The organism is Pseudoalteromonas sp. RB2-MNA-CIBAN-0110 (genome assembly GCF_040309305.1).
GTDB lineage: Bacteria > Pseudomonadota > Gammaproteobacteria > Enterobacterales > Alteromonadaceae > Pseudoalteromonas > Pseudoalteromonas arctica.
This window is the reverse complement of sequence record NZ_JBEOOQ010000041.1, coordinates 22,553-47,494: the sequence shown is the minus strand read 5'-3', so window position 1 is coordinate 47,494 and position 24,942 is coordinate 22,553. Positions and strand designations below refer to the sequence as shown.

The window sequence follows — 24,942 nt, the reverse complement described above, 5'->3', positions numbered from 1 at the left end:
TGGCTGGGATACCAGGATTTGAACCTGGGAATGCCAGGATCAAAACCTGGTGCCTTACCGCTTGGCGATATCCCAACAAAGAATTAATGATAATTTTATTTCTTATCAAGAAATGGTGCGGAAAGAGAGACTTGAACTCTCACAACCGAAGTTACTGGAACCTAAATCCAGCGCGTCTACCAATTCCGCCACTCCCGCATCGTTTGTACAATAAAGTACAGGTAGTTATTTTAAACTCTTCATTGAGCTGCAATTTAACTCTTGCAGAGCCATTTCTAAAAGAAGAAATGGTGGCTAAGACGGGATTTGAACCTGTGACCCCATCATTATGAGTGATGTGCTCTAACCAGCTGAGCTACTTAGCCATTGTTGGCTGGGATACCAGGATTTGAACCTGGGAATGCCAGGATCAAAACCTGGTGCCTTACCGCTTGGCGATATCCCAACAATAACAATTGATAGTTTTAATTCTTATCAAGAATTATGGTGCGGAAAGAGAGACTTGAACTCTCACATCCTAAGATACTGGAACCTAAATCCAGCGCGTCTACCAATTCCGCCACTCCCGCACACAAGGTAGTTATTTTAAACTCTTCATTGAGCAACAAAAAAATAATGGTGGCTAAGACGGGATTTGAACCTGTGACCCCATCATTATGAGTGATGTGCTCTAACCAGCTGAGCTACTTAGCCATCTTTTTTTGTTAGCACTTCATCGCTGAGTGCGGGGCGTATTATGCTGATATGACCCAAATTCGTCAACACCTTTTTTGCAAAAAAACACTTAACTGTGTTTGTTTGCAGGAAAATTAAGCTAACAGGCTAAAATTTAATAAAAATGCTGTTTTTTTAGCTGCCTTAAGGCGCGGAATCTTAATTAACCCTGTACTTCTTTAATTAAGCGATATTACAAAGATAGACTAGTTGAGGCTAATTATTATTTTTATAATGCTTAAATACAAAAAAGGCTCGTAAAAACGAGCCTTTAAAAATTATTACCAAGTGAAATTGGTTTAATTTGTACTTATACGTTGAACAAGAAGTTCATTACATCGCCATCTTTAACAATGTACTCTTTACCTTCTTGACGCATCTTACCTGCTTCTTTTGCGCCACTCTCACCTTTAAAGGCAACAAAGTCGTCAAAAGCAATAGTTTGCGCACGGATAAAGCCACGCTCGAAGTCGGTATGGATTTTACCCGCTGCTTGTGGTGCTGTTGCACCTACAGGGATTGTCCATGCGCGTACTTCTTTTACGCCAGCTGTGAAATAAGTTTGTAATTGTAGTAATTCATAACCACCGCGAATAACAAGGTTAAGACCTGGCTCTTCTAGACCAAGATCAGCCATAAACTCTAGCTTGTCTTCGTCATCTAGTTCTGAAAGCTCAGACTCGATAGCGGCACATACAGGAACAACAATCGCATCTTCAGCTGCGGCAATAGCACGTACGCGGTCAAGGTATGGGTTATTTTCAAAACCATCTTCAGCAACGTTTGCAATATACATTGTTGGTTTAATCGTTAAGAAGTTAATAGAGCTGATTGCTGCTTTTTCTTCTTTAGTTAGTGCTAGACCACGTAAAGTTAAGCCTTCGTCAAGATGCACTTTTACTTTTTCAAGTACAGCATTTTGCTCTTTAGCGTCTTTATCGCCACCTTTTGCTTTTTTTGAATTACGGAAAAGGGCTTTTTCAGCGCTATCCATATCAGCAAGTACTAACTCAGTGTTGATTACGTCAATATCGTCAGCAGGGTCAATAGTGCCTGCTACGTGGATGATGTTTTCATCTTCAAAACAGCGAACTACGTGGCCAATTGCATCGGTTTCACGAATGTTAGCTAAAAACTGGTTACCAAGGCCTTCACCTTTAGATGCGCCTTTTACTAAGCCTGCAATGTCTACAAATTCCATACTGGTGGTAAGAACTCGTTGAGGATTAACTATTTTAGCAAGTTCGTCTAGACGAGGATCTGGCACAGGTACCACACCTGTATTAGGCTCAATGGTACAAAAAGGAAAGTTAGCGGCTTCAATACCCGCTTTAGTTAGTGCATTGAAAAGCGTTGATTTACCAACGTTAGGCAAGCCAACGATGCCACATTTAAAACCCATAGTAAGATACCTTGTTTAGAATTCGTTTAAACGGTGTACTTGGACCCAAGTTACTAGGGTTTAAACGAATGTAGTCTGTTTTGTGCTTTTAACACACCATCTTTTGCAAGTATTTCCATGCAACGAACTGCTTCATCAACAGCAGCATCCATTTTTTCTTGGTCTGCTTTGGCCGCTTTTCCAAGCACCCAACCAGTAACCATTTCACGATGCCCCGGATGACCTACACCAATGCGCAAGCGCATAAAGTCTTTTTGATTTGCCATTTTTGCAATAATGTCTTTTAAACCATTATGACCGCCATGCCCGCCGCCTTTTTTTAACTTGGCAACGCCTGGGTCTAAATCCAATTCGTCATGGGCAACTAAAATGTCCTCGACAGGGATTTTGAAAAAATTAGCTAAACTACTGACCGCTTTACCACTTAAATTCATGTAAGTAGTGGGGATCAATAATTTGAATTCTTGGCCTTGAATGATCACTTTGCCTGTAAGGCCGTGATATTTAGGATCGTATTTTAGGGTGCAGTTGTAGCGTGCAGCGATTTGCTCGATGAACCAAGCACCTGCATTGTGGCGTGTGTTTGCGTATTCGGGGCCTGGATTAGCCAGGCCCACAAGCATTTGAATAGAATTCAAGGTTGCGAGACCTTAAAAATTATTCTGCTGCTGCAGCGTCGTCTTCAACTGGAGCTGCTTTGTTTGCTTTGATAGTCAGGATAGACTGATCATGGCCTTCGCCTTTACCTAAATCTACAGAGCTAACGCCTTTAGGGAAAGTAAGGTCAGAAATATGAACAGAATCGCCAACAACAAACTTAGAAACATCTACTTCAATGAATTCTGGAAGTGCTTTTGGAAGACACGTAATTTCAACTTCAGTTAACTGGTGAACAACAGTTGCGCCAGCTTTAGTTACAATATCTTCACCGATGAAGTGAAGAGGAACTTTAGTTTGAAATTTATGAGTAGCATCTACACGTTGGAAATCAAGGTGAGTAAGCTTAGGCTTGAATGGGTGACGTTGGATATCTTTTAAGATTACTTCAACAGCTTCGCCATCTACGTTAAGCGTAAGGATATGCGTGTAAAAACCTTCGTCTTCTTGTGCTTTGATCATATCTTTATGAGCAAAAGTAAGAGATAAAGCTTCTTTGTCAGCTCCGTAAAGGATTGCAGGAACTTTGTCTTCGCGACGTAGGCGGCGGCTCGCACCAGTACCAGTTTCTACGCGAAGTTCAGCGTTATATGTATAAGTTTTGTTAGACATGATGTCTCCAGTTATTAAAATGTGTAGGGCCTTTGCGACCAAGGTCCCTAGCCAAAAGGCGCGCTATCATACCACCACGCCCAGACAAAATAAACATCGCTTACAAAAAAAGCGCCAAAAGGCGCTTTTATACTCAGGAATGTTTAATTTTAGTGTTCAAACATCGCTGAGATAGATTCTTCGTTACTAATACGACGAATAGTCTCTGCTAACATGTCAGCAAGCGTAAGTACCTTAATTTTATCAAGGGCTTTAAGCTCGTCAGATAGCGGAATTGAGTCAGTTACAATTACTTCGTCAATCATCGAATCACGTAAGTTTTCTGCTGCTTTACCTGAAAGAATAGGGTGCGTTGCGTATGCAAATACGCGCTTAGCGCCATGTTCTTTAAGTGCTTCTGCGGCTTTACATAACGTACCACCGGTATCAATCATATCATCTACGATAATACAATCACGACCTTCAACGTCACCAATAATGTGCATTACTTGAGAAACGTTTGCTTGAGGGCGGCGTTTGTCAATGATTGCTAAATCGGTATCGTTTAGTAGTTTTGCAATTGCACGTGCGCGTACAACACCACCAATATCTGGAGATACAACAACGACGTCTTCAAAGTCGCGTTCTTTCATATCTTCAAGTAATACAGGGCTGCCAAATACGTTGTCTACTGGTACATCAAAGAAGCCTTGGATTTGTTCAGCGTGTAAATCAACCGTAAGAACACGGTCAACACCCACACTTGATAAGAAATCGGCAACAACTTTAGCGGTAATTGGAACACGGGCAGAACGTACACGACGATCTTGGCGCGCATAACCAAAATAAGGAATGACGGCAGTAATACGACCTGCAGATGCACGACGTAGAGCATCAACCATAACGATAAGTTCCATTAGGTTATCGTTTGTAGGGGCACAGGTTGATTGCAAGATAAAAACGTCCGAGCCACGAACATTTTCATTTATTTGAACACTGATCTCACCGTCGCTAAAACGGCCAACAACAGCATCGCCTAATTCAATATATAAACGTTTTGCAACTTTTTGAGCTAACTCAGGTGTTGCGTTACCAGCGAAGAGCTTCATGTCAGGCACGGTAGGGTTCCTCAGGCACTGAATATTTGGACTAACGAGCAATGATAAATACCACTGCGAGTTAACTTATGATTACTTGTACGTTACTTCATTGATCGAATATGGCGGTTAACTCCGTATGAGCAGGTGAGACATTTGCGCTTGAAGCCACAAAACCCTGCCAAGTATGGGGGAGATTTTCAAGTACATCTTGTGCTTGAACTTGACTAGCAAATTCGACAAAACAACATGAACCTGTTCCGGTCATCTTCGACGGTGCGTATTTTAGCAACCACTGGAGGGTTTTTTCAACCTCGGGGCAAAGCTTTTTAACTAAAGGCTCACAATCGTTGGTTAAAGTATGGTGTTTCCAATCGCCTATTATTTTTGGTGTGTCGCGTTTTAAATCTGGATGTGTAAATATTTTTGCGGTACTTACATGTTGATTTGGGTGTACAACGCAGTACCATTTTTGTTCAAGTTTTACCTGGTGTAATTTCTCACCAATACCATGCGCTATGGCGCTTTGCCCTTGTATGAACACCGGAACATCAGCCCCTAATTTAAGTCCTAATTGGGCTAGAATTTCTAAATTTAGTTCTAATTTCCATAATTTATTTAGGGCTAATAAAGTACTTGCGGCATCGGATGAACCACCTCCAACACCTCCGCCCATCGGTAAGCGTTTAATTAAATTTATTTTTACACCCAAAGAGGTTTTACAGTGTGTTTGTAATAATAAAGCCGCTTTATAGATGAGATTATCATTTAGGGGTATGTCTTTAGTATCACCACCGACAGAAATACCACCGTCTGTTGTTAGCTCAAAATGCAACTCATCACCAAAATTTAAAAAAGTAAATAAGGTTTCTAGTTCATGATAGCCATCTTCTCGGCGAGCATTAATATGTAAAAATAAATTGAGTTTTGCCGGGGCAATAAGTGAAAAAGAGGTTTTGTTATTCATACTTATTTAAACTGCCAATCGTAGAGTTGAATTTTTATTTTTATTTGTTGATGCTTTAACGTCAGTTTAGTTGGTAACCAGTAACCTGCGTTTTGTACGTAAGTGCCGTAATCTATTTGCCATTTCTTGCCTGTATTATCAAACCATAATACTTGCTTTGTACGGCCTAGTTCATCAACGACTAAACTTTGATCGTCAATGGTGCCCTTAAGCCAGTTATCGGCGTTATCAACAGGGAGTGTAAAACCCGTTAAACGCTTTAAAAGCTCTGCAGCATTAGTATCAAAGTACTCATCGCCGTCAAACTCTAATTCAGCACCATTTGCTGTTTGTTTAAGCGACAAAATACGAGTACCAATAAAAGTAGTCAGTATTAAATTATTGGAATTTGTTGTTTGCTGCCAATTTAAGTTTGCAGATTGACGCTCTTCTGGGCTTATAAACGCGAGTTTACCCTCGACCTGCCAAGTTTTTTGAGCAGCTAAACGTGGCTTCCAATCATCATAAAGTGTTGTTTTTGTATCAATTTGATGGGCACAGCCACCTAATAATAAAAAAAACATGAATAAAATCAAATATTGTCGAATCAAATGTTGTTCCTTACTTTCCATATTCCGCTGATTTTTGGTAAAATTACCGCCTTTGAAGTAGGGCTCAGCAATATTTGGCAAATATGACCATAATAGCACTAGGTATAAATCACAAAACCGCATCCGTAGAATTACGTGAAAAAGTGGCTTTTTCGCCTGAGCAAATTTCAGAGGCGTTGCAACAATTAAGTGGCCATGCCGACTTTAATGAAGCGGTTATTGTGTCTACCTGTAATCGAACCGAGATCTATTGTAGCCTCGCTCAGCAAAATTCCCAAACACTGTTAACTTGGCTTGCCAGTTTCCATGGTTTGGATGAACATGAACTGAGCAGCAATATATACTGCCATGAAGGTAATGACGCCATTAACCACTTAATGCGCGTAGCGTGTGGGTTGGATTCTTTGGTGTTAGGCGAGCCGCAAATTTTAGGGCAAATAAAGCAATCGTTTTTTAGTGCTAAAACCCACGATGCAATAGGGGTTACTTTTGATAGGTTGTTTCAAAAAACCTTTTCGGTAGCAAAACAAGTTCGCACTGAAACAAATATAGGCGCAAGTGCCGTGTCGGTTGCATTTGCGGCTGTTAACTTAGCAAAACATATTTATGGCAAGCTTGATCAAACCAATGTGCTATTAATTGGTGCTGGTGAAACCATTGAACTGGTTGCTAAACATTTATATCAAAATGAGCCTAAAAAAATAACGGTAGCGAATAGAACAATTGAACGTGCTCGCAGCCTTGCTGATGAAGTGTCGGCAGATGTTATCGCACTTGCACAGTTACCAGAACGTTTACATGAAGCCGATATAGTCATTAGTTCTACCGCCAGTACTTTACCTATTATTGGTAAAGGGGTGGTCGAGCAAGCGCTTAAGCAGCGCCGACACAAGCCTATGCTATTTATAGATATTGCGGTTCCGCGCGATATAGAAAGCCAAGTAGGTGAGCTAGACGCTGCCTATTTATATTCCGTTGATGACTTACAAACCATTGTAAGCGAGAATATGGCAGCGCGTGAGCAAGCTGCACAGCAAGCGCAAATAATTATTACTGAACGCACCAAAGAATTTGCAATGTGGATGCGCTCACTCGATTCGGTAGATTTAATCCGCCATTATCGAAATGATGTACAAACAATTAAGTCAGAACTTGTAGAGCGTGCTGTTAGTCAGCTAAATACAGGTAAAGATGCAGAAAAAATTATATTAGAGCTCGCCAATAAATTAACCAATCGCTTAATGCACGCGCCTACCCGTGCAATACAAGACGCAGCGAAAAAAGGTGAAGTGGCGCAGCTAAACCAGTTGAAAAAAATGTTAGGTATTGATCAGGAATAACCGTTAAATGAAAGAGTCTGTTTATAATAAATTAGAAACCTTAGTAGAGCGTTACGAAGAAGTACAAGCGCTGCTAAGCGACCCGTCGGTCATTAGTGATCAAAATCGTTTTCGTGGGCTTTCAAAAGAATACTCTGAGCTTGAAGAGATTGTAAAAACGTTTTTAACTTACAAAGAAACGCAAGATGATTTAGCCAGTGCAGAAGAAATGCTTAAAGATTCTGACCCTGAAATGCGTGAAATGGCGCAAGAAGAATATAAAGAAGCTAAAGCACAAATTTTGGTAATTGAAGATCAAATTCAAGTATTAATGTTGCCAAAAGATCCGCGAGATAACAACAACGTGTTTGTTGAAGTACGCGCTGGAACAGGCGGTGATGAAGCGGCTATTTTTGCTGGCGACTTATTCCGTATGTACAGCCGCTATGCAGAAACTAAAAAATGGAAAGTAGAAGTTGTGAGCACCAATGAAGGTGAGCACGGTGGTTACAAAGAAGTTATTGCAAACATTAGTGGCGAAGGCGTTTACGGTCAATTAAAGTTTGAATCAGGTGTACACCGCGTACAACGTGTGCCAGAAACTGAGTCACAAGGGCGAGTTCATACCTCTGCGTGTACTGTTGCGGTAATGGCGGAAGTACCAGAGGCCGAAGCGATACAAATTAATACCGCAGATTTAAAAGTTGATACATTTCGTGCATCAGGCGCAGGTGGTCAGCACGTTAATAAAACAGATTCTGCTATTCGACTTACACATATACCTACCGGTGTTGTGGTTGAGTGTCAGGATCAGCGTTCACAGCATAAAAACCGTGCTAAAGCGATGTCAGTACTTGCAGCACGTTTGCAACAGGCTGAAGATGAAAAGCGCCATGCGGCAGAAGCATCTGAACGTCGTGACTTAGTAGGTAGTGGCGATCGTTCTGAACGTATCCGTACTTATAACTACCCACAAGGTCGTATTACCGATCACCGTATTAACTTAACACTTTATCGTTTGAATGAAGTGGTAGCGGGTGATTTAAGCTGCGTTATTGACCCATTAATGCAAGAACATCAAGCTGACTTATTAGCGGCTATGGGCGACGAGTAATCGTGAGCCAAACTCTTGAACAAGCTATTGCTGCAGGCGCTAATTTATTAGCACCTAGCAGCGAAAGTGCTAAATTAGACGCACAAGTTTTACTTCTACATATTCTTCAAAAACCTCACAGTTACCTTTTTACTTGGCCAGAGCATGCGCTTAATGCCGAACAACAACAGCAATTTAATACATTTTGCCAAAGACGTTTAAACGGTGAACCTGTTGCACATATTACGGGGCAACGTGAATTTTGGAGCTTATCGCTTGAAGTTAACGCAACAACTTTAATACCTCGACCAGATACCGAAACGTTAGTAGAGCAAGCGCTTGAAGTGGCTGTACCTGCTACAGCTAAAGTGCTTGATTTAGGCACTGGTACTGGTGCAATAGCGCTGGCATTGGGTAGTGAAATGCCTAATTGGCGAATTATTGCAGTAGATAGAGTAAGCGATGCAGTTGCACTTGCTACACGTAACCAGCAGCGATTGGCAATTAATAATGTACACGTTAAGCAAAGCAACTGGTTTAGCGAGTTACATGGTGAGAAATTCAACCTAATTGTCACTAACCCGCCTTATATTGAAAGCAGTGATATACATTTAAATCAGGGCGATGTGCGCTTTGAGCCTTTGTCGGCATTAGTGGCTGATGATTGTGGAATGTCTGATATTAAACAAATAATTACACAATCACGTGACTATTTGTTATCTAGTGGCTATCTTTTAATAGAACACGGTTTTGAGCAAGGTGAAGCTGTTCGTCATTTTTTCAAAAAAATGGCATTTGTGAATATTAAAACAGTGAAAGACTTTGGTGATAATGACCGTGTAACGTTTGCACAGTGGCCCTAAAGAATAATAATTGCCTGCTAGTGCGTTAAATAATGCCATGAAGGAATTTCGACTATGATGGGTGATTTTTTATTTTCAGATGAGCCAGAAGAAGCAATCAATGAGATTGAACTCGGTACCTGGAAAGTATTAATCGTTGATGATGAACCTGAAGTTCATGCTGTTACAAAACTAGCGTTGAGTGATTTTGAGTTTCAAAATAAACGCTTAGAATTTATTAGTGCGTACTCAGGTGCTGAAGCAAAAGAGCTTGTGAAAGAGCATCCAGATGCAGCCATTGTACTACTTGATGTAGTAATGGAGACCGATGATGCCGGTTTGCAAGTTGCTAAGTTTATTCGTGAAGAAGCTAAAAATAATCATATTCGAATTATTTTAAGAACGGGTCAACCTGGTCAAGCACCTGAACGACAAGTAATTATTAATTATGATATTAACGATTACAAATCTAAAACAGAGCTAACGGCTCAAAAGTTATTTACTGTTATTATGTCGAGCCTGCGTTCTTATCGGGATATTATTTCGATTGAGCAGTCACGCGAAGGGCTTGAGAAAATAATTATAGCGTCCCGTGATATTTTTTCTGCGCATTCAATAGAGCACTTTATTGAAGGCGTTATGCAGCAGTTAACTTCTTTACTTGGTATTGCTGATCAAGCTATGTATGCAACTACTTTAGTTGCGCAAAATCCTGAAGCACAAAATAATAAAAAATTAATTGTTTGCTCGGGTACCGGTGACTTTGAAAAAAGTGAAGGTAAAGAGCTCGATGAGGTATTACAAGCTGAACAGTTAAGTGCATGTCATCAGGCGCTTAATGAAAAAAGCATTATTTATAAAGATAACTACTTATTTGCGTATTGTAGCAGTGAGTACAATCATAATTCGATGCTATTTATATCAGGTATACCAAAGGATTTAACGGATACTCAGCGCCATTTAATTAAGATTTTCTCTCAAAACGTGCAACTTGCGTTTGAAAATGTACAACTTCAGTCTGAAATAGAAGCAACGCAACAAGAGCTTGTTTACAGGTTAAGTGAAGCGGTAGAGCAACGCTCAACAGAAACGGGTAATCATGTTAAGCGTGTAGCACATATTTGTCATATATTGGCACAAGGGTATGGCTTATCTAAGCATGATGCTGATTTAGTAAGGTTGGCGTCGCCTCTTCATGATGTAGGCAAAGTGGGCATTCCTGATGCGGTATTAAATAAACCAGCAAAGTTAGACGCCCAAGAATGGGAAGTGATGAAAACCCATACTGATAAAGGCTATACTATTTTAAAAGACTCGCCGCATGAGATTGTTAGTGCAGGCGCAATTATTGCAAAAGAGCATCATGAAAAATGGGATGGCTCTGGTTACCCACAAGGTTTAAGCGGAAACGCAATTAATGTATTTGGTCGTATAGTTGCACTTGCTGATGTATACGATGCACTTCGCCATAAACGATGCTATAAAGAACCTTGGACACTGCAAAACGTAGTTGATGAAATTAACGCTCAAAAAGGCACACACTTTGAACCAAAATTGGTTGAAGTATTTAACGAGAAGCTTGATGAGTTAGAAGCGGTTCTTAACCGTTTTCCTGATTAAATTTTTATAAAACAGAAGTACAGGGGCATATGGATTATTTAGCAGTAAAGCATTCACACATGGCAATTGCGATGTTGAGTGTGATTTTATTTTATGTTCGCGCATTTTCGCGAATGGGCAGTGGTAAATTAGCAAAAAATAAAGCGGTAATGATTGGTAGTCATGGTATAGATACTTTGTTATTAGTGTCGGCACTTACGCTTATATTTATGGCTAAAATTAACCCGTTTGAACAATATTGGCTATTAGAAAAAATAGTTTTAGTGGTTATATATATTGGTATTGGGGCTAAAAGCGCCAGACAAACTAAAATGACGGCTAAAGTTGCTTACGTTTTAGTTAACACTGCTGTTATTTTAGCGATAGGTTATTTAGCGACGTCTAAATCAGCTTTTTTGCTTTAAGTAATACCTGACTATTTGAGCTTTATAGTTGTTTTATAAAGCTCAAATACGACTCCCTCTCAGAAAATATTCAAAAACATCTCTATATTGGTATATAGCTTTAAAGTTAGGTAAACTACGCCTTCGTTTTCTAAAATGTTGCAGTATTAATGACTACCCTCGGGTTTGACGAACACGATGAATCTTATCTTGATGATGCTTACGATGAATTTACACCTCCAGCGATTTACCGCTGTATTAAAGCAGAGTCAAAATGGGACCCTCAGATAGATTTAACACCATGTTATGAAACTTTAACTGACTTTGAACAGCAAATTTCAGCGCTGTGTTTAAAAGTGAGTGATGAGCACGATCGCTTCGAAAAATTATTAGATATGTTTTACAGCGATTGGCTATTTAGTGCCTCAGGCTTAAAAGTGCCAGAATACAAATTAAATACATTAAGCTATACGCTTTCTATGCGTAGTGGCTCACCAACAACGCTTGCAATTATACTTTGTCACTTTTTACAACAAGCTAACTTTGATGCAAATCTTAGTCTTACGCTGGGTGATGTTGGTGTTCATGTGGCGATAAGTGATGAAGAGGGCTACATAATTGAGCCAAGCAGCGGGCAACAAAGCTGGTATATCATCCCTGAAAACGCAGATGAAGATGATGGGCAAGAACAAGAACCTTTAGAGTTAATTTTTGATGACGAAGTATATAAGCTATTTTTAGCTCAGCAAAAATGGTCTTTCATTAGCGAAAACAAATTTGGTCATGCTTTGACCTGTGTAGAGATGCTAATGGAGCTAATAGGCGACGACCCGTATGAGAGACGCGACAGAGGTTACTTATTAAATCAGCTCGGTTGCCCTAAAATGGCACGTGATGATTTACAGTTTTTTGTCGATGAGTGTCCGGACGATCCTGCAATAGAGATAATTCAACACCAAATAGAAGAACTAGAAGATAATAATAAAACGCACCATTAAGAATAGGAATAATTATGGTTGAAACTCAAAGCGCATTAATTACAAATGATGCCGTTGTGCTTGGTTTGCTTGCTATTATTTTGGGGTTTATTTTTAAAACCTCAAATAGTGAGCGTCCAGCTTTAAAACGATTTTATAAATACGTACCTGCTTTACTACTGTGTTACTTTTTACCTTCGTTATTAAATACCTTTGGTATTGTAGATGGTAATAAATCCAATGTTTATTATGTGGCTTCGCGCTACTTACTGCCTGCTTGTTTAATACTGCTTACCATTAGTATTGATTTAAAAGCTATTATTAACTTAGGCCCTAAAGCGCTTATTATGTTTTTAGTGGGTACATTAGGTATTGTTATTGGTGGGCCATTAGCTATTTTAGTCGTGAGTGCATTTGATCCAAGTATTGTTGGTGGTCATGGGCCCGATGCAGTATGGCGCGGTATGACAACCGTTGCGGGTAGCTGGATTGGCGGTGGTGCTAACCAAGCATCAATGAAAGAGATGTTTGAAGTTGGTGGTGATATATTTTCTGTAATGATTACAGTAGATGTAATAGTCGCGAATATTTGGATGGCTGTTTTATTGTTAATGGCAGCAAACCATAAAAAGATTGATGCAGCTACGGGTGCTGATACAAGCGCAATTGAAGATTTAAAAAAACGTGTTGAAGCCTATCACGCTGAACATGCCCGTATTCCTACTCTTAACGATTACATGACGCTGCTTGCAATTGCATTTGGTATAACCGGTTTAGCGCATTTTTGTGCTGACTTTTTAGGTCCGTACTTTGGCACGACTTATGAATGGGCAAAAGAATACAGCTTAAACAGTAAATTCTTTTGGCTAATTGTTATATCAACAACGATTGGCATAGGCTTATCGTTTACTAAAGTGAGACAAATAGAAGCGTTTGGCGCTTCAAAAGTAGCCTCTAGCTTTTTGTATATTTTAGTTGCATCGATTGGTTTGCATATGAATGTAACCGCTATTTTTAATAACCCAGGGTTATTTTTAGTTGGTGCCATTTGGATGTTAGTGCATGCAAGCATAATGTTAGTAGTAGCTAAACTAATTAAAGCACCATTATTTTATATGGCTGTGGGCTCGCAGGCTAATGTGGGCGGTGCAGCGTCTGCACCTGTTGTAGCATCAGCATTTCACCCTTCGCTTGCGCCTGTTGGTGTCCTGTTAGCTGTACTGGGCTATGGTGTGGGTACTTATATGGCTTATATTTGTGGATTAATGATGCAAGCAGTTGCACCGTAAGGAATTTAAATGAAAGACCAAATTATTAAAATTAATGAAATTGAACTAGCAAACAACAAACCGTTTGTATTGTTTGGTGGTATTAACGTATTAGAATCTCGCGATTTAGCTATGCGTGTTGCAGAGCATTACGTAGAAGTTACGACGAAACTCAATATTCCTTATGTATTTAAAGCGTCATTTGATAAGGCTAACCGTTCTTCAATCAATTCGTACCGTGGTCCGGGTATGGAAGAAGGTTTAAAAATATTTGAAGAGATTAAAAAGACCTTCAACATACCGCTTATTACCGATGTACATGAACCGCATCAAGCAGCACCTGTTGCTGAAGTTGTTGATGTAATTCAGTTACCAGCCTTTTTAGCACGTCAAACAGATTTAGTTGTGGCGATGGCTAAAACAGGTGCAATTATTAACGTGAAAAAACCACAGTTTTTAGCGCCGCATGAAATGCGCCACATCATTACTAAATTTAATGAAGCGGGTAATAATAACATCGCACTTTGTGAGCGTGGTTCTAGCTTTGGTTACAACAACCTAGTGGTTGATATGCTGGGTATGGATGACATGAAAGCAATGGCGCCTGTTATTTTTGATGCAACACATGCGCTACAACGCCCTGGTGGACGAGCTGACTCTGCTGATGGTCGTCGTGCACAAGCTGCAGAGCTTGCTCGAAGTGGTATGGCGCTAGGTATTGCAGGTTTATTTATTGAGGCGCATCCAAACCCTAACGAAGCTAAATGTGATGGCCCATGTGCGCTAGCGCTTAGCAAGTTAGAAGGGTACTTAACGCAAATGAAAGCGGTTGATGATTTAATTAAAAGCTTTGCCCCACTTGATACAAGTGCAAGCGATTTATAATTAAGCATGATGTTTATTAAAAAGCGACTCAGGTCGCTTTTTTTATGCCTTTAATATACACAAACTTATATGATGTATATAATCTCACGCATAAGAAAAACTAATTCTAAGCTTGGTTATTATGTCAAGACGGGTACCTCCATTAAACGCATTAAAAGCCTTTGAAGCGGCTGCGCGTCATTTAAGTTTTACTAAGGCTGCAGAAGAGCTCTATGTAACGCAGGCAGCAGTAAGTCATCAAATAAAAACACTTGAAGAGCATTTAGGTTTAAAGTTGTTTTTACGTAAAAACCGCTCATTATTATTAACTGAAGAAGGCCAAGGCTATTTTTTAGATATAAAAGAGATTTTTACTCAGCTTATTGATGCAACTGAAAAGCTATTAGCCCGTGGTGCTAAGGGCTCATTAACGGTTAGTCTAACACCCAGTTTTGCTATTCAGTGGTTAGTGCCTCGTTTGAGTTTGTTTAATGAGTTACACCCAGAGATAGACGTGCGAATAAAAGCACAAGATCAAGATGAAAACTCACTGACTGATGACGTAGATATTGCTATTTACTATGGAAGAGGTCATTGGAATGGCGTACAAGCGTACAAACTTCATACCGAATATTTAGTACCACTTTGTAGTCCTATGTTATTAAGCGGATTAAAGCCGCTTGATCAACCTAGTGATTTAGCGCATCACACCTTATTGCATGACACCACACGCAAAAACTGGAAAACGTGGATGAAAACTGCAGGCGTGCGTAACATTCAGGTAAATCAAGGACCTATATTTAGTCACTCATCAATGGTGTTACAAGCTGCAGTACATGGGCAAGGTGTGGCAATTGGTAATAGTGTATTAGCTAAACCCGACATAGATGCAGGGCGTTTGGTTATTCCGTTTAATCACAGTCTAGAAAGTAAAAATGCATATTACTTAGTGCTTCGCGAATCTCAAACAGAGCTTGGTAAAATAGTTTCGTTTAAAGAGTGGATGCTGAGCTTAGTAGAGCATGAGCAAGAACATGAGTATTAATAATGATTGAATGGTTTAAAAGCACCGCACAACCTGCAATTGCACAGTTTATATTTGCGCATGGTGCAGGTGCCGGTAGCGATTCTGACTTTATGCAACATATGGCAAAATTAATAAGCGAGCAAGGTGTTGATGTTGGTTTATTTGATTTTGAATATATGCAAATTGCTAAACAAACTAATAAACGTAGGCCTCCTGAGCGAGCGCCAAAGCTACTTATTTATTATGAGCAAGTGCTTGGTCAGGCGCAGCCAGATTTACCGTTATTTATAGGCGGTAAATCGATGGGCGGACGCATGGCATCAATGCTTGCGTGTAGCACAGAGCAAAGACTTTCGGGTGTTATTGCATTTGGTTATCCATTTCATCCGCCGGGTAAGCCAGAAAAGTTACGCACCGATCATTTTGCTGATATTGTTTGCCCTTTTTTAGTATTACAGGGCGAGCGAGATACATTTGGTACACGTGAAGAACTGCTTACTATGGAAATGCCAAAACAGCCTTTACTCACATGGCTGGCTGATGGCGATCATTCATTAAAGCCACGTAAAAAAAGTGGCGTAACTGAACTGCAAAATAGAGAAACAGCAGCGTTAAGTGCCGTTGAATTTATTAAGCAACAAGTAGAGATGTGTTAAGACTCGATTAGGGGATTAGATGATTAAATTATTTTTAATGGCCGGCAGTATTTTTTGTATGCTCTCGGTTATGTTAGGTGCATTTGCTGCCCATGGTTTAAAAAGCCGTTTATCGGAGTATTCATTAGGGGTTTTTAAAACAGCTGCTGAGTATCAAATGGTGCATGGCCTTGCACTTATTGCGGTGGCTATTTTAATCAAATGGGGCATAAACCTGAGTTGGGCTGGTGGTTTTTTTATAACGGGCACACTACTTTTTAGTGGCAGTTTATATTTACTCGCTCTAACAGATATGAAGTGGCTAGGGCCGATAACACCGCTTGGTGGATTGTGCTTTATTATTGGTTGGATTGTTATTTTAGTGCAAGTCGCACGATTTAAGTTTTAAAGAGTTTAAGGGTTAATATGTCTAGTGTTGTGATTTATTGTCGTAGTGGTTTTGAAAGCGATGCCGCTGCTGAAATAACGTTTCATGCTGCAGAGCAGGGTTTTGCAGGGTATGTAAAAGCAAAGCCAAATACAGGTTATGTTGTTTACGAATGTTTTGAAGCGCATCACAGCGACGAAATAATCAAAAAAGTCGATTTTAAAAATATGGTGTTCGCACGCCAATGGTTTGCCGGTACATTACTTGAAAACATGCCAGTAGAGGACCGTGTAAGTGCAGTAGTTGAAGCTGCTAAAGATTTTACATTGTGCTCAGAGCTGCGCGTAGAAACGCCAGATACAAATGAAGGCAAAGAGCTTTTAACGTTCTGTAAAAAAATATCAACGCCGCTTAAAAAAGCCCTCGAAAAACAAAATACAGTACTGCGTGAGCCAAAAGCAAACCGCCCAGTAATGCATGTCATGTTTTTAACAAACAATACGGCTTATGTTGGTTACTCGTATAGCTTTAATAATTCTCCATTTTTCATGGGTATTTTACGCCTTCGTATGCCAAGCGATGCACCGAGTCGTTCAACGCTAAAACTCGACGAAGCGTTTAATGTATTTATTCCTGAGCAACAACGTGAATCACGCGTGGCAGCAGGTATGCGCAGTGTTGATTTAGGTGCATGCCCGGGTGGTTGGACTTATCAGCTTGTACGCCGTGGTATGTTTGTAAGTGCGATTGATAACGGCCCAATGAATGACGATTTAATGCAAACGGGTCAAGTTAAACATTTTAGAGCAGATGGTTTTAAATATCGCCCAGAAAAAAGAAATATTACTTGGTTAGTGTGCGATATGGTGGAAAAACCAACCAAAGTGACTACGCTAATGATTGACTGGGCAGTAAATGCATACGCAAAAGAGTTTATATTTAACTTAAAACTACCTATGAAAAAACGCTTTGATAGTGTTTATGAATGTCTTTCGATGATAAGAAAAGAGCTTGAGAAACATAGCATTAATTACGAGTTACAAGCTAAACATCTCTATCATGATCGTGAGGAAATAACCGTTCATTTAAACGTTACTAAGGTGCCACAAAATTTGTATAGTTAATATGTAGAGGCTAAAAGTGGTAAAAAACAATATTAATAAATGGCTAAGTTTACTTTTTTTATCACTTTTAATCACAGGTTGTGGCGGCGGCGGAGATGGTAGTGATTCAACTACGCCCTCTGGTAACGCTGCGCCCAGTGTTACGCTCTCTGTTAGTAGTAACGTTATTGTCTCTAACCAATCGTTTACTATTACTGCGCTTGCAAGTGATAGTGACGGGCAAATAGCCAATTATCAATGGCAACAACTTAGTGGTCCTGAATTTACATTTATTGTTAATGGCAATACGCTTACAGCCACTGCACCGAGTGTAACCACTGACACGACCTTTAGTTTTTCAGTTACTGTTACTGATAATTCAGGTGCTACTGCACAATAAGTATTTTCAGGCACTATCACTTCTCAAAATAATGCACCTACAGTTAATATTACAGGCCCAAGTAGTGCACTTGCTAACACACAAGTAAGCTTAGTTGCTAACGCTCAAGATACAGATGGAACCATAAGCACTATTAGTTGGATTCAGTCTGCGGGAGATAATGTTGATTTTAGCCAATCAGATGGTGTACTTAGTTTTACTGCCCCCAATGTATCTGAAAATACAACGCTAGGCTTTAGCGTAACCGTAACTGACAATGCCGGTAAAAGCGCTCAAGCGAGTAAAACGGTTTTAATTAATCAAGTAAATAGCGCGCCAACAGTCATTGTTACAGGCCCAGAAGAAGCTGAAAAAGATGACAGTGTAACCCTAGTTGCAGATGCACAAGACAGCGATGGTAGTATTAATAGCATAACCTGGCAGCAAACAAGTGGCCCTGTAGTTGAACTTACCCAAACAGAAACAAGTATTAGTTTTAATGCGCCCACTGTTGCGCAAAATACCAATGTAACGTTTGTAGTAACTGTAACCGATGACGATAACGCTACAAATAACGCCCAGAAAATAGTTGTAATATTAGCCCCAAATAACCCACCGACTGCCGATGATGTAAATATAAATGTGCAATATAACCAAGCCACAGAATTTAGCTTAGTGGTTAGCGACGCTGATAACGATAGCGTACAGATTGACTTTGGTGATGATTTAAATGGAGCGCAAATCAGTGTTATTGATGCCCAAGCCTTACGTTTTAGTTACACTCCTCCTGCAAACAGTATCACTCCACAAAACTATACGTTAACGGCGACTGATACAAAAGACACAACCGAATTTGTACTGAGTGTTACCGTTGTTGATTCAACGCCCGCTACAATTAGTAATGTAACGCCCCAAAATAGTAATGACCCAGTCTTTGTAGATAGCCCTGTTAGCATTACATTTTCAGATATTATGCTCGTGAGTACTTTAGCCGTTAACTCTAGTAGTGTTACTTGTACTGGAAGCGTACAAGTGTCAGCAGATAATTTTACTACTTGCTTGGCCTTAACTATTGAAAGTTTGTCGGGTACTACCAGCGACACAAGTACTTATTTCCATACTGTAAATTTAAGCGCAAGCTTTGATGAAGACACTCAATATATTGTTCGTGTTACAGCTGATTTAGCTAATTTTGATAGCACAACTATTTTGGCGCAAACTGCCACCTCGTTTACAATTTCTAGCCAAGATATAAAAATAACAGAGCTTTCATCTGTGCAATTTAGTAATGACTTACCTTGGATTGAACTTTATAACGGCACCGGTGCGACAGTAAATTTACAAGACTACTCTCTTAAAGCTCGCAGTATTAATATGTCTGATAGTACGTTGAGTGATGAGCAAGTATTTGCGTTGCCTAATAAAGAGCTTTTAAATGGCGCCTATATTATTTTACAAAGCCGCTTTGGCGATGATTTTTTTAGCAAGTGCGTCATTAAATAACACTAAGCTTGTGCTTGTTGGTAGCGCGAATGACCAAATTAGGCCTTATTGGTACATAAATGGTTTTGCAGAATTACTTAATAGTGCGGGTACACAAACTATCGACTTTGTTAAGTTTGGAAATTCAACCCAAGAGCCTGTAACAGCCTCGCAGTGGCAAGGCGAAAATGCTGCAAAAATACTGCCAGAGCAGGGCGCCAGCTTAAAGCGTACGCTCGGCGCAACCGATACTAACCAAAATACAGACTGGAACTACTCAGTATTCAATACTCCGGCAGGGCCTAACGATATATCTTGCTCAATAGATGATGATGAAGACGGTATTCCAGATTGCGCAGAGGTAGAGGGGGCAACATTTGGTGGGCTGCCTTTATATGAATGGGGAGCGCGTACTTCACAAAAAGATATATTTATTGAAATAGATTATATGGATAGTAGTGATGTTGGAATAACGCCTCATCGAACTGCACTTGAAAAAATTGTTAGTGTATTTGCAAGTAAAGGCTATACCGTTCATTTTGATGTAGGTGACTTATTTGATCAAAATAGCGATATTGCGCCGCAAAACTTTGATTTAGGTGGAGGAAATGTTGTCCCTTTTAATAGTTATACTCCGTTTGAGTACGATTTAAGTAGCCCTAATTTGTTTGCTTATAAAATGGAATATACCGATATAACCCGCAGACCCATTTTTCATTACTTATTAATGGCAAGTAGTGGAAATGAAGATGGCAGTATTAGTGGGTCGGGTATTGCTGAGATCAGCGGTAATGATTTAATGGTAACTATGGGGGGCTGGGGCTTAACGCTCGATACGCAAATAGCAACCAATGTAACTTATAATTATCAAGCATCAACTATCTTTCATGAGCTAGGCCATAACTTAGGCTTATACCATGGTGGCGATGAAGAGGTTAACTTTAAGCCTAATCATTTAAGCTCTATGAATTATTTATATCAATTAGCGGGTTTATCAACAATAGGTAATAACGAAGGCGATCGTTATTATGAGCGTTTTTATCCCGGCAATGCTAGCTGCGGTATTACACCAAATACTAATAGTCATTTAGGCTCTACAGATGATTTTATTATTGATTATTCAAGTGGTAGTTCAGCAGATCTAAATGAGAGCACAATACTTGAAGCACAGGGGTTAAATCGAAATGGCTCACTACCTGTTGATTTTAACTGTAATGCAATTAACACCGAAAGCTTAACCAGCTTTGATACTAACCAAGATAATACAATATCAATACTTAGTGATGTAGATGAGTGGAGCATGCTTAATTTGCAGTTTTATATGCAAAGTGCAGGTAATCGATTTGGCGTGCCAAATACTAATAATAGTAAGGTGTATAATTTACAAAGCTCACCTACTAATATTGAAACGCTGCCCAGTTATATAAAAGAAGCGCAGCCAAGTAGTGCAATTATTGCTGAGTTAAAAGCAATTAAAGAGCAATAGTATGAAACTAGGGTTAAGTATTAAGTTTATTGTTTGTAGTAGTTTTTTAAGCTTACTAATAGCGTGTAGCGATACTAACAATGCACGTGAATGGTTACTAAAAAATGACAATTTATATTACAAAAATACAGCTATTGACTGGCGAGTTGAATCAGTAAAGGGCTGTAAGAAATGCGTTATAAGCCAAGATGTTGTTTATCAACCTGAAGGCATTAGTAGTTATAATACGTTAATGCAGAGTCAAAATTGGGTGGCGGTACATGAGTTAAGTAAAATCAATGTTATCCGTTTAAAGATGCCAGACCAAACACCTTACTTATTCGTAGAGCGTATAAAAGGGCGAACACTAAAGCTGTTTGATCAGCAGCAAAACTACAGTATAAAAATTGGTGAAGTTACAGCCGTTAATTTTAACAATCAGCGCTTTAGTATTTTGATTAAAAAATTTGAAGAAGTAGATAAACAAAGTGTCGCATTACCAAGGCGTGCATCGCTTGAGTTTATTGCTTTAAAAATAGATTAAAAAAGCACCTTAGGTGCTTTTTTATCTCGGGTGCGGTGACCTTTGAATATTGAAAAGTCAGCAACCTCTTAATTAACTACGGTATTTTGGTCGATAATTATCGACCCACAAACGTGTTGCACCACACACAGCTACAGGCATAACTATTAAGTTTACAAAGGGTATAGCCGTTAATAACATAACAGCAAAACCAAACCCGTATGATAAACCTTGCTTAGATTTTAAATCGTCTTTCATCTGCTTAAAGCCAATTTTATGGTTATCAAACGCATAGTCTTCGTATTGTACTGCGAACATCCAACAGGTAAACAAAACCCATAGTATTTGGCCAATGACAGGTAAAACCCAAAGTAGTATGAAAAAACCAATAGCGCGAGGAAGGTAATAGCACAACTTCGTCCACTCACGGGCAAGCATTCTAGGTACATCTTTAACTAATTCGGAAAAACCATCATCGTTAATTTTTTGACCCGTTAAATAAAGCTCAACTTTTTCGCTTAATAAAGCATTGAATGGGGCTGCAATAAAATTAGTGATTATAGTAAATAGCATACTGTAGCTAAATAATACGACTAATACAGCAATTGGCCACATTAGCCACTCAAGCCAGCTTAACCATTCTGGTAGCATGTTACTGATGTAGCTAAAGCTATCACTTAGCCATCCAAATAAGAAAAACAACGAACTACCAAATAGCAGAACATTAATTAAAAGCGGGATAAGTACAAAGCGCTTTAACCCTTTTTGGCTAGTTAATTTAAATCCCGAAAAAAAATATTCCATACCTTGTGTGATCTGCACTGTAACCTCAAAAAATATTTACCATTAGTTATAGTATAAATAGCTTAATAATTTTGAACAGTAATTTTAAGTAACAAAGTGTTAGCTTTAATGTTGCGGTTTTGGTTATATAGTAACTACAGGTGTTTAGTAATATGCAATTATGATTAATCAATGTAGACCCGGTTAGTTTTTTATTAATAAAAGAATGAACTTACTAATCATGACTATACTGAACTTTACTACGTAGAAAAAAAGCATCTGTTTGAGGCTTTTTGTTGTATCAATATGTATAAATAATGCGAGCAAGTGAAAATGGGTACGGATAGGTTAAAAAAGTTATTATCTCACCAGCAAGGCATTTTATCTAAAATTGCATTAGGGGTACCTTTAAATGAGGTGCTTACTGAAATTTGTTTATCAATAGAGCAGATTATTAATGATGAATCTGCTAGGTGTTCTATTTTATCAGTTAAAGGCCAGCAGCTTTTTCATTGCGCAGCCCCTAATATTCACCCAGAATACTGTAGTTTGCTTAATGGAGTTCACATAGGGCCAAAAGTAGGTTCATGTGGTACTGCAGCATTTTCGAAATCGCGCACAATTGTAGAAAATATTGAAACCTCACCGCTTTGGGAGGACTTTAAAGATTTAGCGCTAAAGTTTGATCTTAAGTCATGTTGGTCAACACCTATTTTTTCAACTCAAGCTGATTTGTTAGGCACCTTTGCTATTTATCACAGCACCCCTAAAGCCCCATCAGAGCAAGATTTAGAATTAATAGATTTTTTTGTGCACTTTTCAAGTATTGCTCTTGAGAAAAGTAACGAATTTGAGAAGGCAAAACAGCTTGTTTTTAATTTACAGCACAGTAATGAAAAATTTAAAGCCTTCACCAAAGTAATGCCCGACCTCATCCTCATTTTAAGTGAGGATGGCACATATACCGATGTTTATGGTACCTCTAATGAGTTACTGCTTGATTCGACCACGGATCTTATTGGCGAAAATGTTAAAGACCTACTTCCTCAAAAAGATGCGAAGATGATAATGGATGTCATCGAAACAACACTCTCGACTAACGAGATGCAAATATTTGAATATGAATTAAATGTTCCCAAAGGGGGCATAGTTTTTGAGGGACGAGCTGCCGCTTTAGATCATTACAATCCCAGTAGTCCTACAAAAAGACATGTAGTGTGGATGGCCAGAGATATTTCAATAAAGAAAAAGGCTGAGCAAGAAGTTCATAAGCTCGCATTTTACGATCCATTAACGAATCTTCCAAATAGAAGGATGCTTAGCGACAAATTAAGCCGATGTGTAGAGAGTGTTAAGCGTAACAAAAATATAGGGGCATTATTATTTTTAGACCTAGATAACTTTAAGCGTATTAATGATTCACTTGGGCACAGTGCGGGTGATGAAGTACTTGTGGAATTATCAAAAAGGTTAAGCGCAATAATAAAAGGCTCAGATACACTGGCCAGAGCGGGTGGTGATGAATTTATTATTTTGCTTAAACACATAGGGCAAAATACAAAGCAGGCAATTCTAGAATGTAAAGCCGTTGCTAAAGAAATTCAAAGAGCTTTTCATGATAAGTTTGAAGTGGGCAACCTTGCATTTCAAGTAAGCTGTAGCATCGGTATTTGCCTAATTGATAGCGTAAACGCACAGGCTGACAATATATTAAAATTTGCAGATACTGCTATGTATTGTTCTAAAAATAAAGGGGGTAATAGCAGCAGCTTTTACGATCCAGCCTTGCAAACACTACTTGAAAAGCAAACAGAGCTAGAAACCGACATAGTGAGAGCAATTGCGTCTAATGAGTTTTGTGCTTACTTTCAGCCACAAGTTAATACGCAGGGTGATGTTGTTGGTGCTGAAGCACTTATTAGGTGGAACCATCCTCAAAGAGGGCTGATAACAGCAAACGAATTCATACCTATTGCAGAGCAATACGGACTTATTCAAAAACTACAAAATATTGTTTTGCATGATATATGTATTTTAATTAACGAGCTTAAAGCAAGCGCTATCATTGACGACTCGTTTAGTGTTTCAATTAATATTAGTCAAAGTCAGTTCAATTCATCAAATTTAAAAGGTGAGCTGTTCAACACTATCAATGAATTTGATATTCGAGCATCACAAATTAAGTTAGAAATAACCGAGTCAATGCTCTCTAGTGATATAGATTATACAATTAGGCAAATGAAAGAGCTCATTGCGGCTGGCTTTTTATTTTCGATTGACGATTTTGGTACTGGATACTCTTGCTTAGCTTACTTAAGTGCGTTTCCTGTTAAAGAATTAAAAATAGATAAAAGCTTTATTGATAAAATTTTAGATAATGAGATTGGCTTTAATATCGCGCAAACAATTATCAGTTTAGGAAAAAGCTTAAACTTAGTGGTCGTTGCAGAAGGCGTAGAAACAACAGAGCAGTATGACCTACTTAAAAAAATGAATATTGACACTATGCAAGGCTACTTAGTTGCAAAGCCGATGGATAAAGAACGTTATTTAAAATGGCATAGTGCTAATAGCAATCCGCAATAATACTTAATCAATTAGAGGGATTAAATCTGGCGGTAACTGTGTTAAAAAATTCTGCCTTGCTATCGACACGATTTTCTTATCTCAAAATAGATCATTTAATTAAGCAAATTGGTACGAAATGCTCTTAGAGCTTAATTACTTAAAGGCCAATATTTACTAATTGGTAATAACCTAACAAAAACTCCCC

General features: G+C 39.0%; 24 protein-coding genes, 6 tRNA genes and 1 pseudogene. 18 read left to right on the top strand and 13 right to left on the bottom strand.

The window, feature by feature from the left end; translation table 11 throughout:
- From AAEY68_RS17240 to lolB, 12 genes are all read right to left on the bottom strand, one after another.
- Positions 1 to 75: transfer RNA gene (locus tag AAEY68_RS17240), tRNA-Gln, on the bottom strand.
- Between the two features lie 38 nt (positions 76 to 113).
- Positions 114 to 198, bottom strand: a tRNA-Leu gene (locus AAEY68_RS17235).
- Between the two features lie 90 nt (positions 199 to 288).
- Positions 289 to 365 (bottom strand) — tRNA-Met (locus tag AAEY68_RS17230).
- Positions 366 to 370: 5 nt separating this feature from the next.
- Positions 371 to 445, bottom strand: a tRNA-Gln gene (locus AAEY68_RS17225).
- Between the two features lie 39 nt (positions 446 to 484).
- Positions 485 to 569 (bottom strand) — tRNA-Leu (locus tag AAEY68_RS17220).
- A gap of 47 nt (positions 570 to 616) precedes the next feature.
- Positions 617 to 693 (bottom strand) — tRNA-Met (locus AAEY68_RS17215).
- Between the two features lie 331 nt (positions 694 to 1,024).
- On the bottom strand, positions 1,025 to 2,116 hold the full coding sequence (gene ychF, locus AAEY68_RS17210; RefSeq protein ID WP_007583951.1) for a redox-regulated ATPase YchF: 1,092 nt from the start codon (positions 2,114 to 2,116) through the stop codon (positions 1,025 to 1,027).
- Positions 2,117 to 2,169: 53 nt separating this feature from the next.
- Positions 2,170 to 2,754, bottom strand: a complete 585-nt coding sequence (gene pth / locus AAEY68_RS17205) for an aminoacyl-tRNA hydrolase (protein WP_024605251.1) — start codon at positions 2,752 to 2,754, stop codon at positions 2,170 to 2,172.
- A 19-nt stretch (positions 2,755 to 2,773) separates the two neighbouring features.
- Positions 2,774 to 3,385, bottom strand: a complete 612-nt coding sequence (locus AAEY68_RS17200) for a 50S ribosomal protein L25/general stress protein Ctc (RefSeq protein ID WP_008171830.1) — start codon at positions 3,383 to 3,385, stop codon at positions 2,774 to 2,776.
- Positions 3,386 to 3,534: 149 nt separating this feature from the next.
- On the bottom strand, positions 3,535 to 4,482 hold the full coding sequence (locus tag AAEY68_RS17195; RefSeq protein ID WP_007583957.1) for a ribose-phosphate pyrophosphokinase: 948 nt from the start codon (positions 4,480 to 4,482) through the stop codon (positions 3,535 to 3,537).
- Between the two features lie 88 nt (positions 4,483 to 4,570).
- Positions 4,571 to 5,428, bottom strand: a complete 858-nt coding sequence (ispE, locus tag AAEY68_RS17190) for a 4-(cytidine 5'-diphospho)-2-C-methyl-D-erythritol kinase (protein WP_010554716.1) — start codon at positions 5,426 to 5,428, stop codon at positions 4,571 to 4,573.
- Between the two features lie 2 nt (positions 5,429 to 5,430).
- Positions 5,431 to 6,018, bottom strand: a complete 588-nt coding sequence (gene lolB, locus AAEY68_RS17185) for a lipoprotein insertase outer membrane protein LolB (protein WP_165734817.1) — start codon at positions 6,016 to 6,018, stop codon at positions 5,431 to 5,433.
- A gap of 83 nt (positions 6,019 to 6,101) precedes the next feature.
- Between lolB and hemA the strand changes: the two genes are divergently transcribed.
- The 17 genes and pseudogenes from hemA (at position 6,102) to AAEY68_RS17100 (ending at position 21,407) form a co-directional block, all read left to right on the top strand.
- Positions 6,102 to 7,358: a glutamyl-tRNA reductase gene (gene hemA, locus AAEY68_RS17180; protein ID WP_010554718.1), complete on the top strand. Its 1,257-nt coding sequence runs from the start codon at positions 6,102 to 6,104 to the stop codon at positions 7,356 to 7,358.
- A gap of 7 nt (positions 7,359 to 7,365) precedes the next feature.
- Positions 7,366 to 8,451 (top strand): peptide chain release factor 1, encoded by a 1,086-nt coding sequence (gene prfA, locus AAEY68_RS17175; RefSeq protein WP_007583962.1) that lies wholly within the window; start codon positions 7,366 to 7,368, stop codon positions 8,449 to 8,451.
- A gap of 2 nt (positions 8,452 to 8,453) precedes the next feature.
- Positions 8,454 to 9,293: a peptide chain release factor N(5)-glutamine methyltransferase gene (prmC, locus tag AAEY68_RS17170; protein WP_350586529.1), complete on the top strand. Its 840-nt coding sequence runs from the start codon at positions 8,454 to 8,456 to the stop codon at positions 9,291 to 9,293.
- Positions 9,294 to 9,347: 54 nt separating this feature from the next.
- Positions 9,348 to 10,892 (top strand): response regulator, encoded by a 1,545-nt coding sequence (locus tag AAEY68_RS17165; protein WP_007583964.1) that lies wholly within the window; start codon positions 9,348 to 9,350, stop codon positions 10,890 to 10,892.
- Positions 10,893 to 10,921: 29 nt separating this feature from the next.
- Complete coding sequence (locus tag AAEY68_RS17160) at positions 10,922 to 11,296, top strand: SirB2 family protein (RefSeq protein ID WP_350586527.1); 375 nt, start codon at positions 10,922 to 10,924, stop codon at positions 11,294 to 11,296.
- Positions 11,297 to 11,445: 149 nt separating this feature from the next.
- Positions 11,446 to 12,273, top strand: a complete 828-nt coding sequence (locus tag AAEY68_RS17155; protein ID WP_007583966.1) for a tetratricopeptide repeat protein — start codon at positions 11,446 to 11,448, stop codon at positions 12,271 to 12,273.
- 14 nt (positions 12,274 to 12,287) lie between these two features.
- On the top strand, positions 12,288 to 13,541 hold the full coding sequence (locus tag AAEY68_RS17150) for a DUF819 family protein (protein ID WP_007583967.1): 1,254 nt from the start codon (positions 12,288 to 12,290) through the stop codon (positions 13,539 to 13,541).
- Between the two features lie 9 nt (positions 13,542 to 13,550).
- Positions 13,551 to 14,405, top strand: a complete 855-nt coding sequence (gene kdsA, locus AAEY68_RS17145) for a 3-deoxy-8-phosphooctulonate synthase (RefSeq protein WP_007583968.1) — start codon at positions 13,551 to 13,553, stop codon at positions 14,403 to 14,405.
- 121 nt (positions 14,406 to 14,526) lie between these two features.
- Positions 14,527 to 15,429: a transcriptional regulator GcvA gene (locus AAEY68_RS17140; protein ID WP_002958561.1), complete on the top strand. Its 903-nt coding sequence runs from the start codon at positions 14,527 to 14,529 to the stop codon at positions 15,427 to 15,429.
- Between the two features lie 2 nt (positions 15,430 to 15,431).
- Entirely contained in the window at positions 15,432 to 16,067 is a 636-nt protein-coding gene (locus AAEY68_RS17135) for an alpha/beta family hydrolase (RefSeq protein WP_165721403.1), read from the top strand.
- A 19-nt stretch (positions 16,068 to 16,086) separates the two neighbouring features.
- A complete protein-coding gene (locus AAEY68_RS17130; protein WP_007583972.1) occupies positions 16,087 to 16,455 on the top strand; it encodes a DUF423 domain-containing protein in 369 nt (122 codons plus the stop codon).
- Between the two features lie 17 nt (positions 16,456 to 16,472).
- Complete coding sequence (gene rlmM, locus AAEY68_RS17125; protein WP_007583974.1) at positions 16,473 to 17,558, top strand: 23S rRNA (cytidine(2498)-2'-O)-methyltransferase RlmM; 1,086 nt, start codon at positions 16,473 to 16,475, stop codon at positions 17,556 to 17,558.
- 16 nt (positions 17,559 to 17,574) lie between these two features.
- Positions 17,575 to 17,937 (top strand): PKD domain-containing protein, encoded by a 363-nt coding sequence (locus AAEY68_RS17120; protein WP_350586523.1) that lies wholly within the window; start codon positions 17,575 to 17,577, stop codon positions 17,935 to 17,937.
- Positions 17,938 to 17,952: 15 nt separating this feature from the next.
- Positions 17,953 to 18,441: pseudogene (locus tag AAEY68_RS21930) on the top strand (PKD domain-containing protein); the annotation flags it as partial.
- Between the two features lie 117 nt (positions 18,442 to 18,558).
- Positions 18,559 to 19,419, top strand: coding sequence for a hypothetical protein (locus AAEY68_RS17110; RefSeq protein ID WP_350586521.1), 861 nt, complete (start codon positions 18,559 to 18,561; stop codon positions 19,417 to 19,419).
- A complete protein-coding gene (locus AAEY68_RS17105; RefSeq protein ID WP_350586519.1) occupies positions 19,352 to 20,884 on the top strand; it encodes a zinc metalloprotease in 1,533 nt (510 codons plus the stop codon). The genes AAEY68_RS17110 and AAEY68_RS17105 overlap by 68 nt, the downstream gene beginning before the upstream one ends.
- A 1-nt stretch (position 20,885) precedes the next feature.
- Entirely contained in the window at positions 20,886 to 21,407 is a 522-nt protein-coding gene (locus AAEY68_RS17100) for a hypothetical protein (protein WP_350586517.1), read from the top strand.
- Positions 21,408 to 21,479: 72 nt separating this feature from the next.
- Here AAEY68_RS17100 and cysZ read toward each other — a convergent pair whose 3' ends face one another.
- Entirely contained in the window at positions 21,480 to 22,190 is a 711-nt protein-coding gene (gene cysZ / locus AAEY68_RS17095; protein ID WP_350586532.1) for a sulfate transporter CysZ, read from the bottom strand.
- 312 nt (positions 22,191 to 22,502) lie between these two features.
- On the opposite strand from cysZ, the gene AAEY68_RS17090 reads away from it, so the two are divergent.
- A complete protein-coding gene (locus tag AAEY68_RS17090; protein WP_197112277.1) occupies positions 22,503 to 24,755 on the top strand; it encodes a sensor domain-containing phosphodiesterase in 2,253 nt (750 codons plus the stop codon).
- Positions 24,756 to 24,942 lie beyond the last annotated feature (187 nt).

Bases quoted from the DNA above. Each gene is read 5' to 3' on its own strand.
- AAEY68_RS17090 (WP_197112277.1), top strand. From the start codon at position 22,503: ATGGGTACGGATAGGTTAAAAAAGTTATTATCTCACCAGCAAGGCATT.
- AAEY68_RS17105 (WP_350586519.1), top strand. From the start codon at position 19,352: ATGGCGCCTATATTATTTTACAAAGCCGCTTTGGCGATGATTTTTTTA.
- AAEY68_RS17100 (WP_350586517.1), top strand. From the start codon at position 20,886: ATGAAACTAGGGTTAAGTATTAAGTTTATTGTTTGTAGTAGTTTTTTA.
- rlmM (WP_007583974.1), top strand. From the start codon at position 16,473: ATGTCTAGTGTTGTGATTTATTGTCGTAGTGGTTTTGAAAGCGATGCC.
- ispE (WP_010554716.1), bottom strand. From the start codon at position 5,428: ATGAATAACAAAACCTCTTTTTCACTTATTGCCCCGGCAAAACTCAAT.
- AAEY68_RS17165 (WP_007583964.1), top strand. From the start codon at position 9,348: ATGATGGGTGATTTTTTATTTTCAGATGAGCCAGAAGAAGCAATCAAT.
- AAEY68_RS17200 (WP_008171830.1), bottom strand. From the start codon at position 3,385: ATGTCTAACAAAACTTATACATATAACGCTGAACTTCGCGTAGAAACT.
- AAEY68_RS17130 (WP_007583972.1), top strand. From the start codon at position 16,087: ATGATTAAATTATTTTTAATGGCCGGCAGTATTTTTTGTATGCTCTCG.
- AAEY68_RS17160 (WP_350586527.1), top strand. From the start codon at position 10,922: ATGGATTATTTAGCAGTAAAGCATTCACACATGGCAATTGCGATGTTG.
- AAEY68_RS17150 (WP_007583967.1), top strand. From the start codon at position 12,288: ATGGTTGAAACTCAAAGCGCATTAATTACAAATGATGCCGTTGTGCTT.
- AAEY68_RS17135 (WP_165721403.1), top strand. From the start codon at position 15,432: ATGATTGAATGGTTTAAAAGCACCGCACAACCTGCAATTGCACAGTTT.
- AAEY68_RS17140 (WP_002958561.1), top strand. From the start codon at position 14,527: ATGTCAAGACGGGTACCTCCATTAAACGCATTAAAAGCCTTTGAAGCG.
- ychF (WP_007583951.1), bottom strand. From the start codon at position 2,116: ATGGGTTTTAAATGTGGCATCGTTGGCTTGCCTAACGTTGGTAAATCA.
- prfA (WP_007583962.1), top strand. From the start codon at position 7,366: ATGAAAGAGTCTGTTTATAATAAATTAGAAACCTTAGTAGAGCGTTAC.
- hemA (WP_010554718.1), top strand. From the start codon at position 6,102: ATGACCATAATAGCACTAGGTATAAATCACAAAACCGCATCCGTAGAA.
- cysZ (WP_350586532.1), bottom strand. From the start codon at position 22,190: ATGGAATATTTTTTTTCGGGATTTAAATTAACTAGCCAAAAAGGGTTA.
- AAEY68_RS17155 (WP_007583966.1), top strand. From the start codon at position 11,446: ATGACTACCCTCGGGTTTGACGAACACGATGAATCTTATCTTGATGAT.
- kdsA (WP_007583968.1), top strand. From the start codon at position 13,551: ATGAAAGACCAAATTATTAAAATTAATGAAATTGAACTAGCAAACAAC.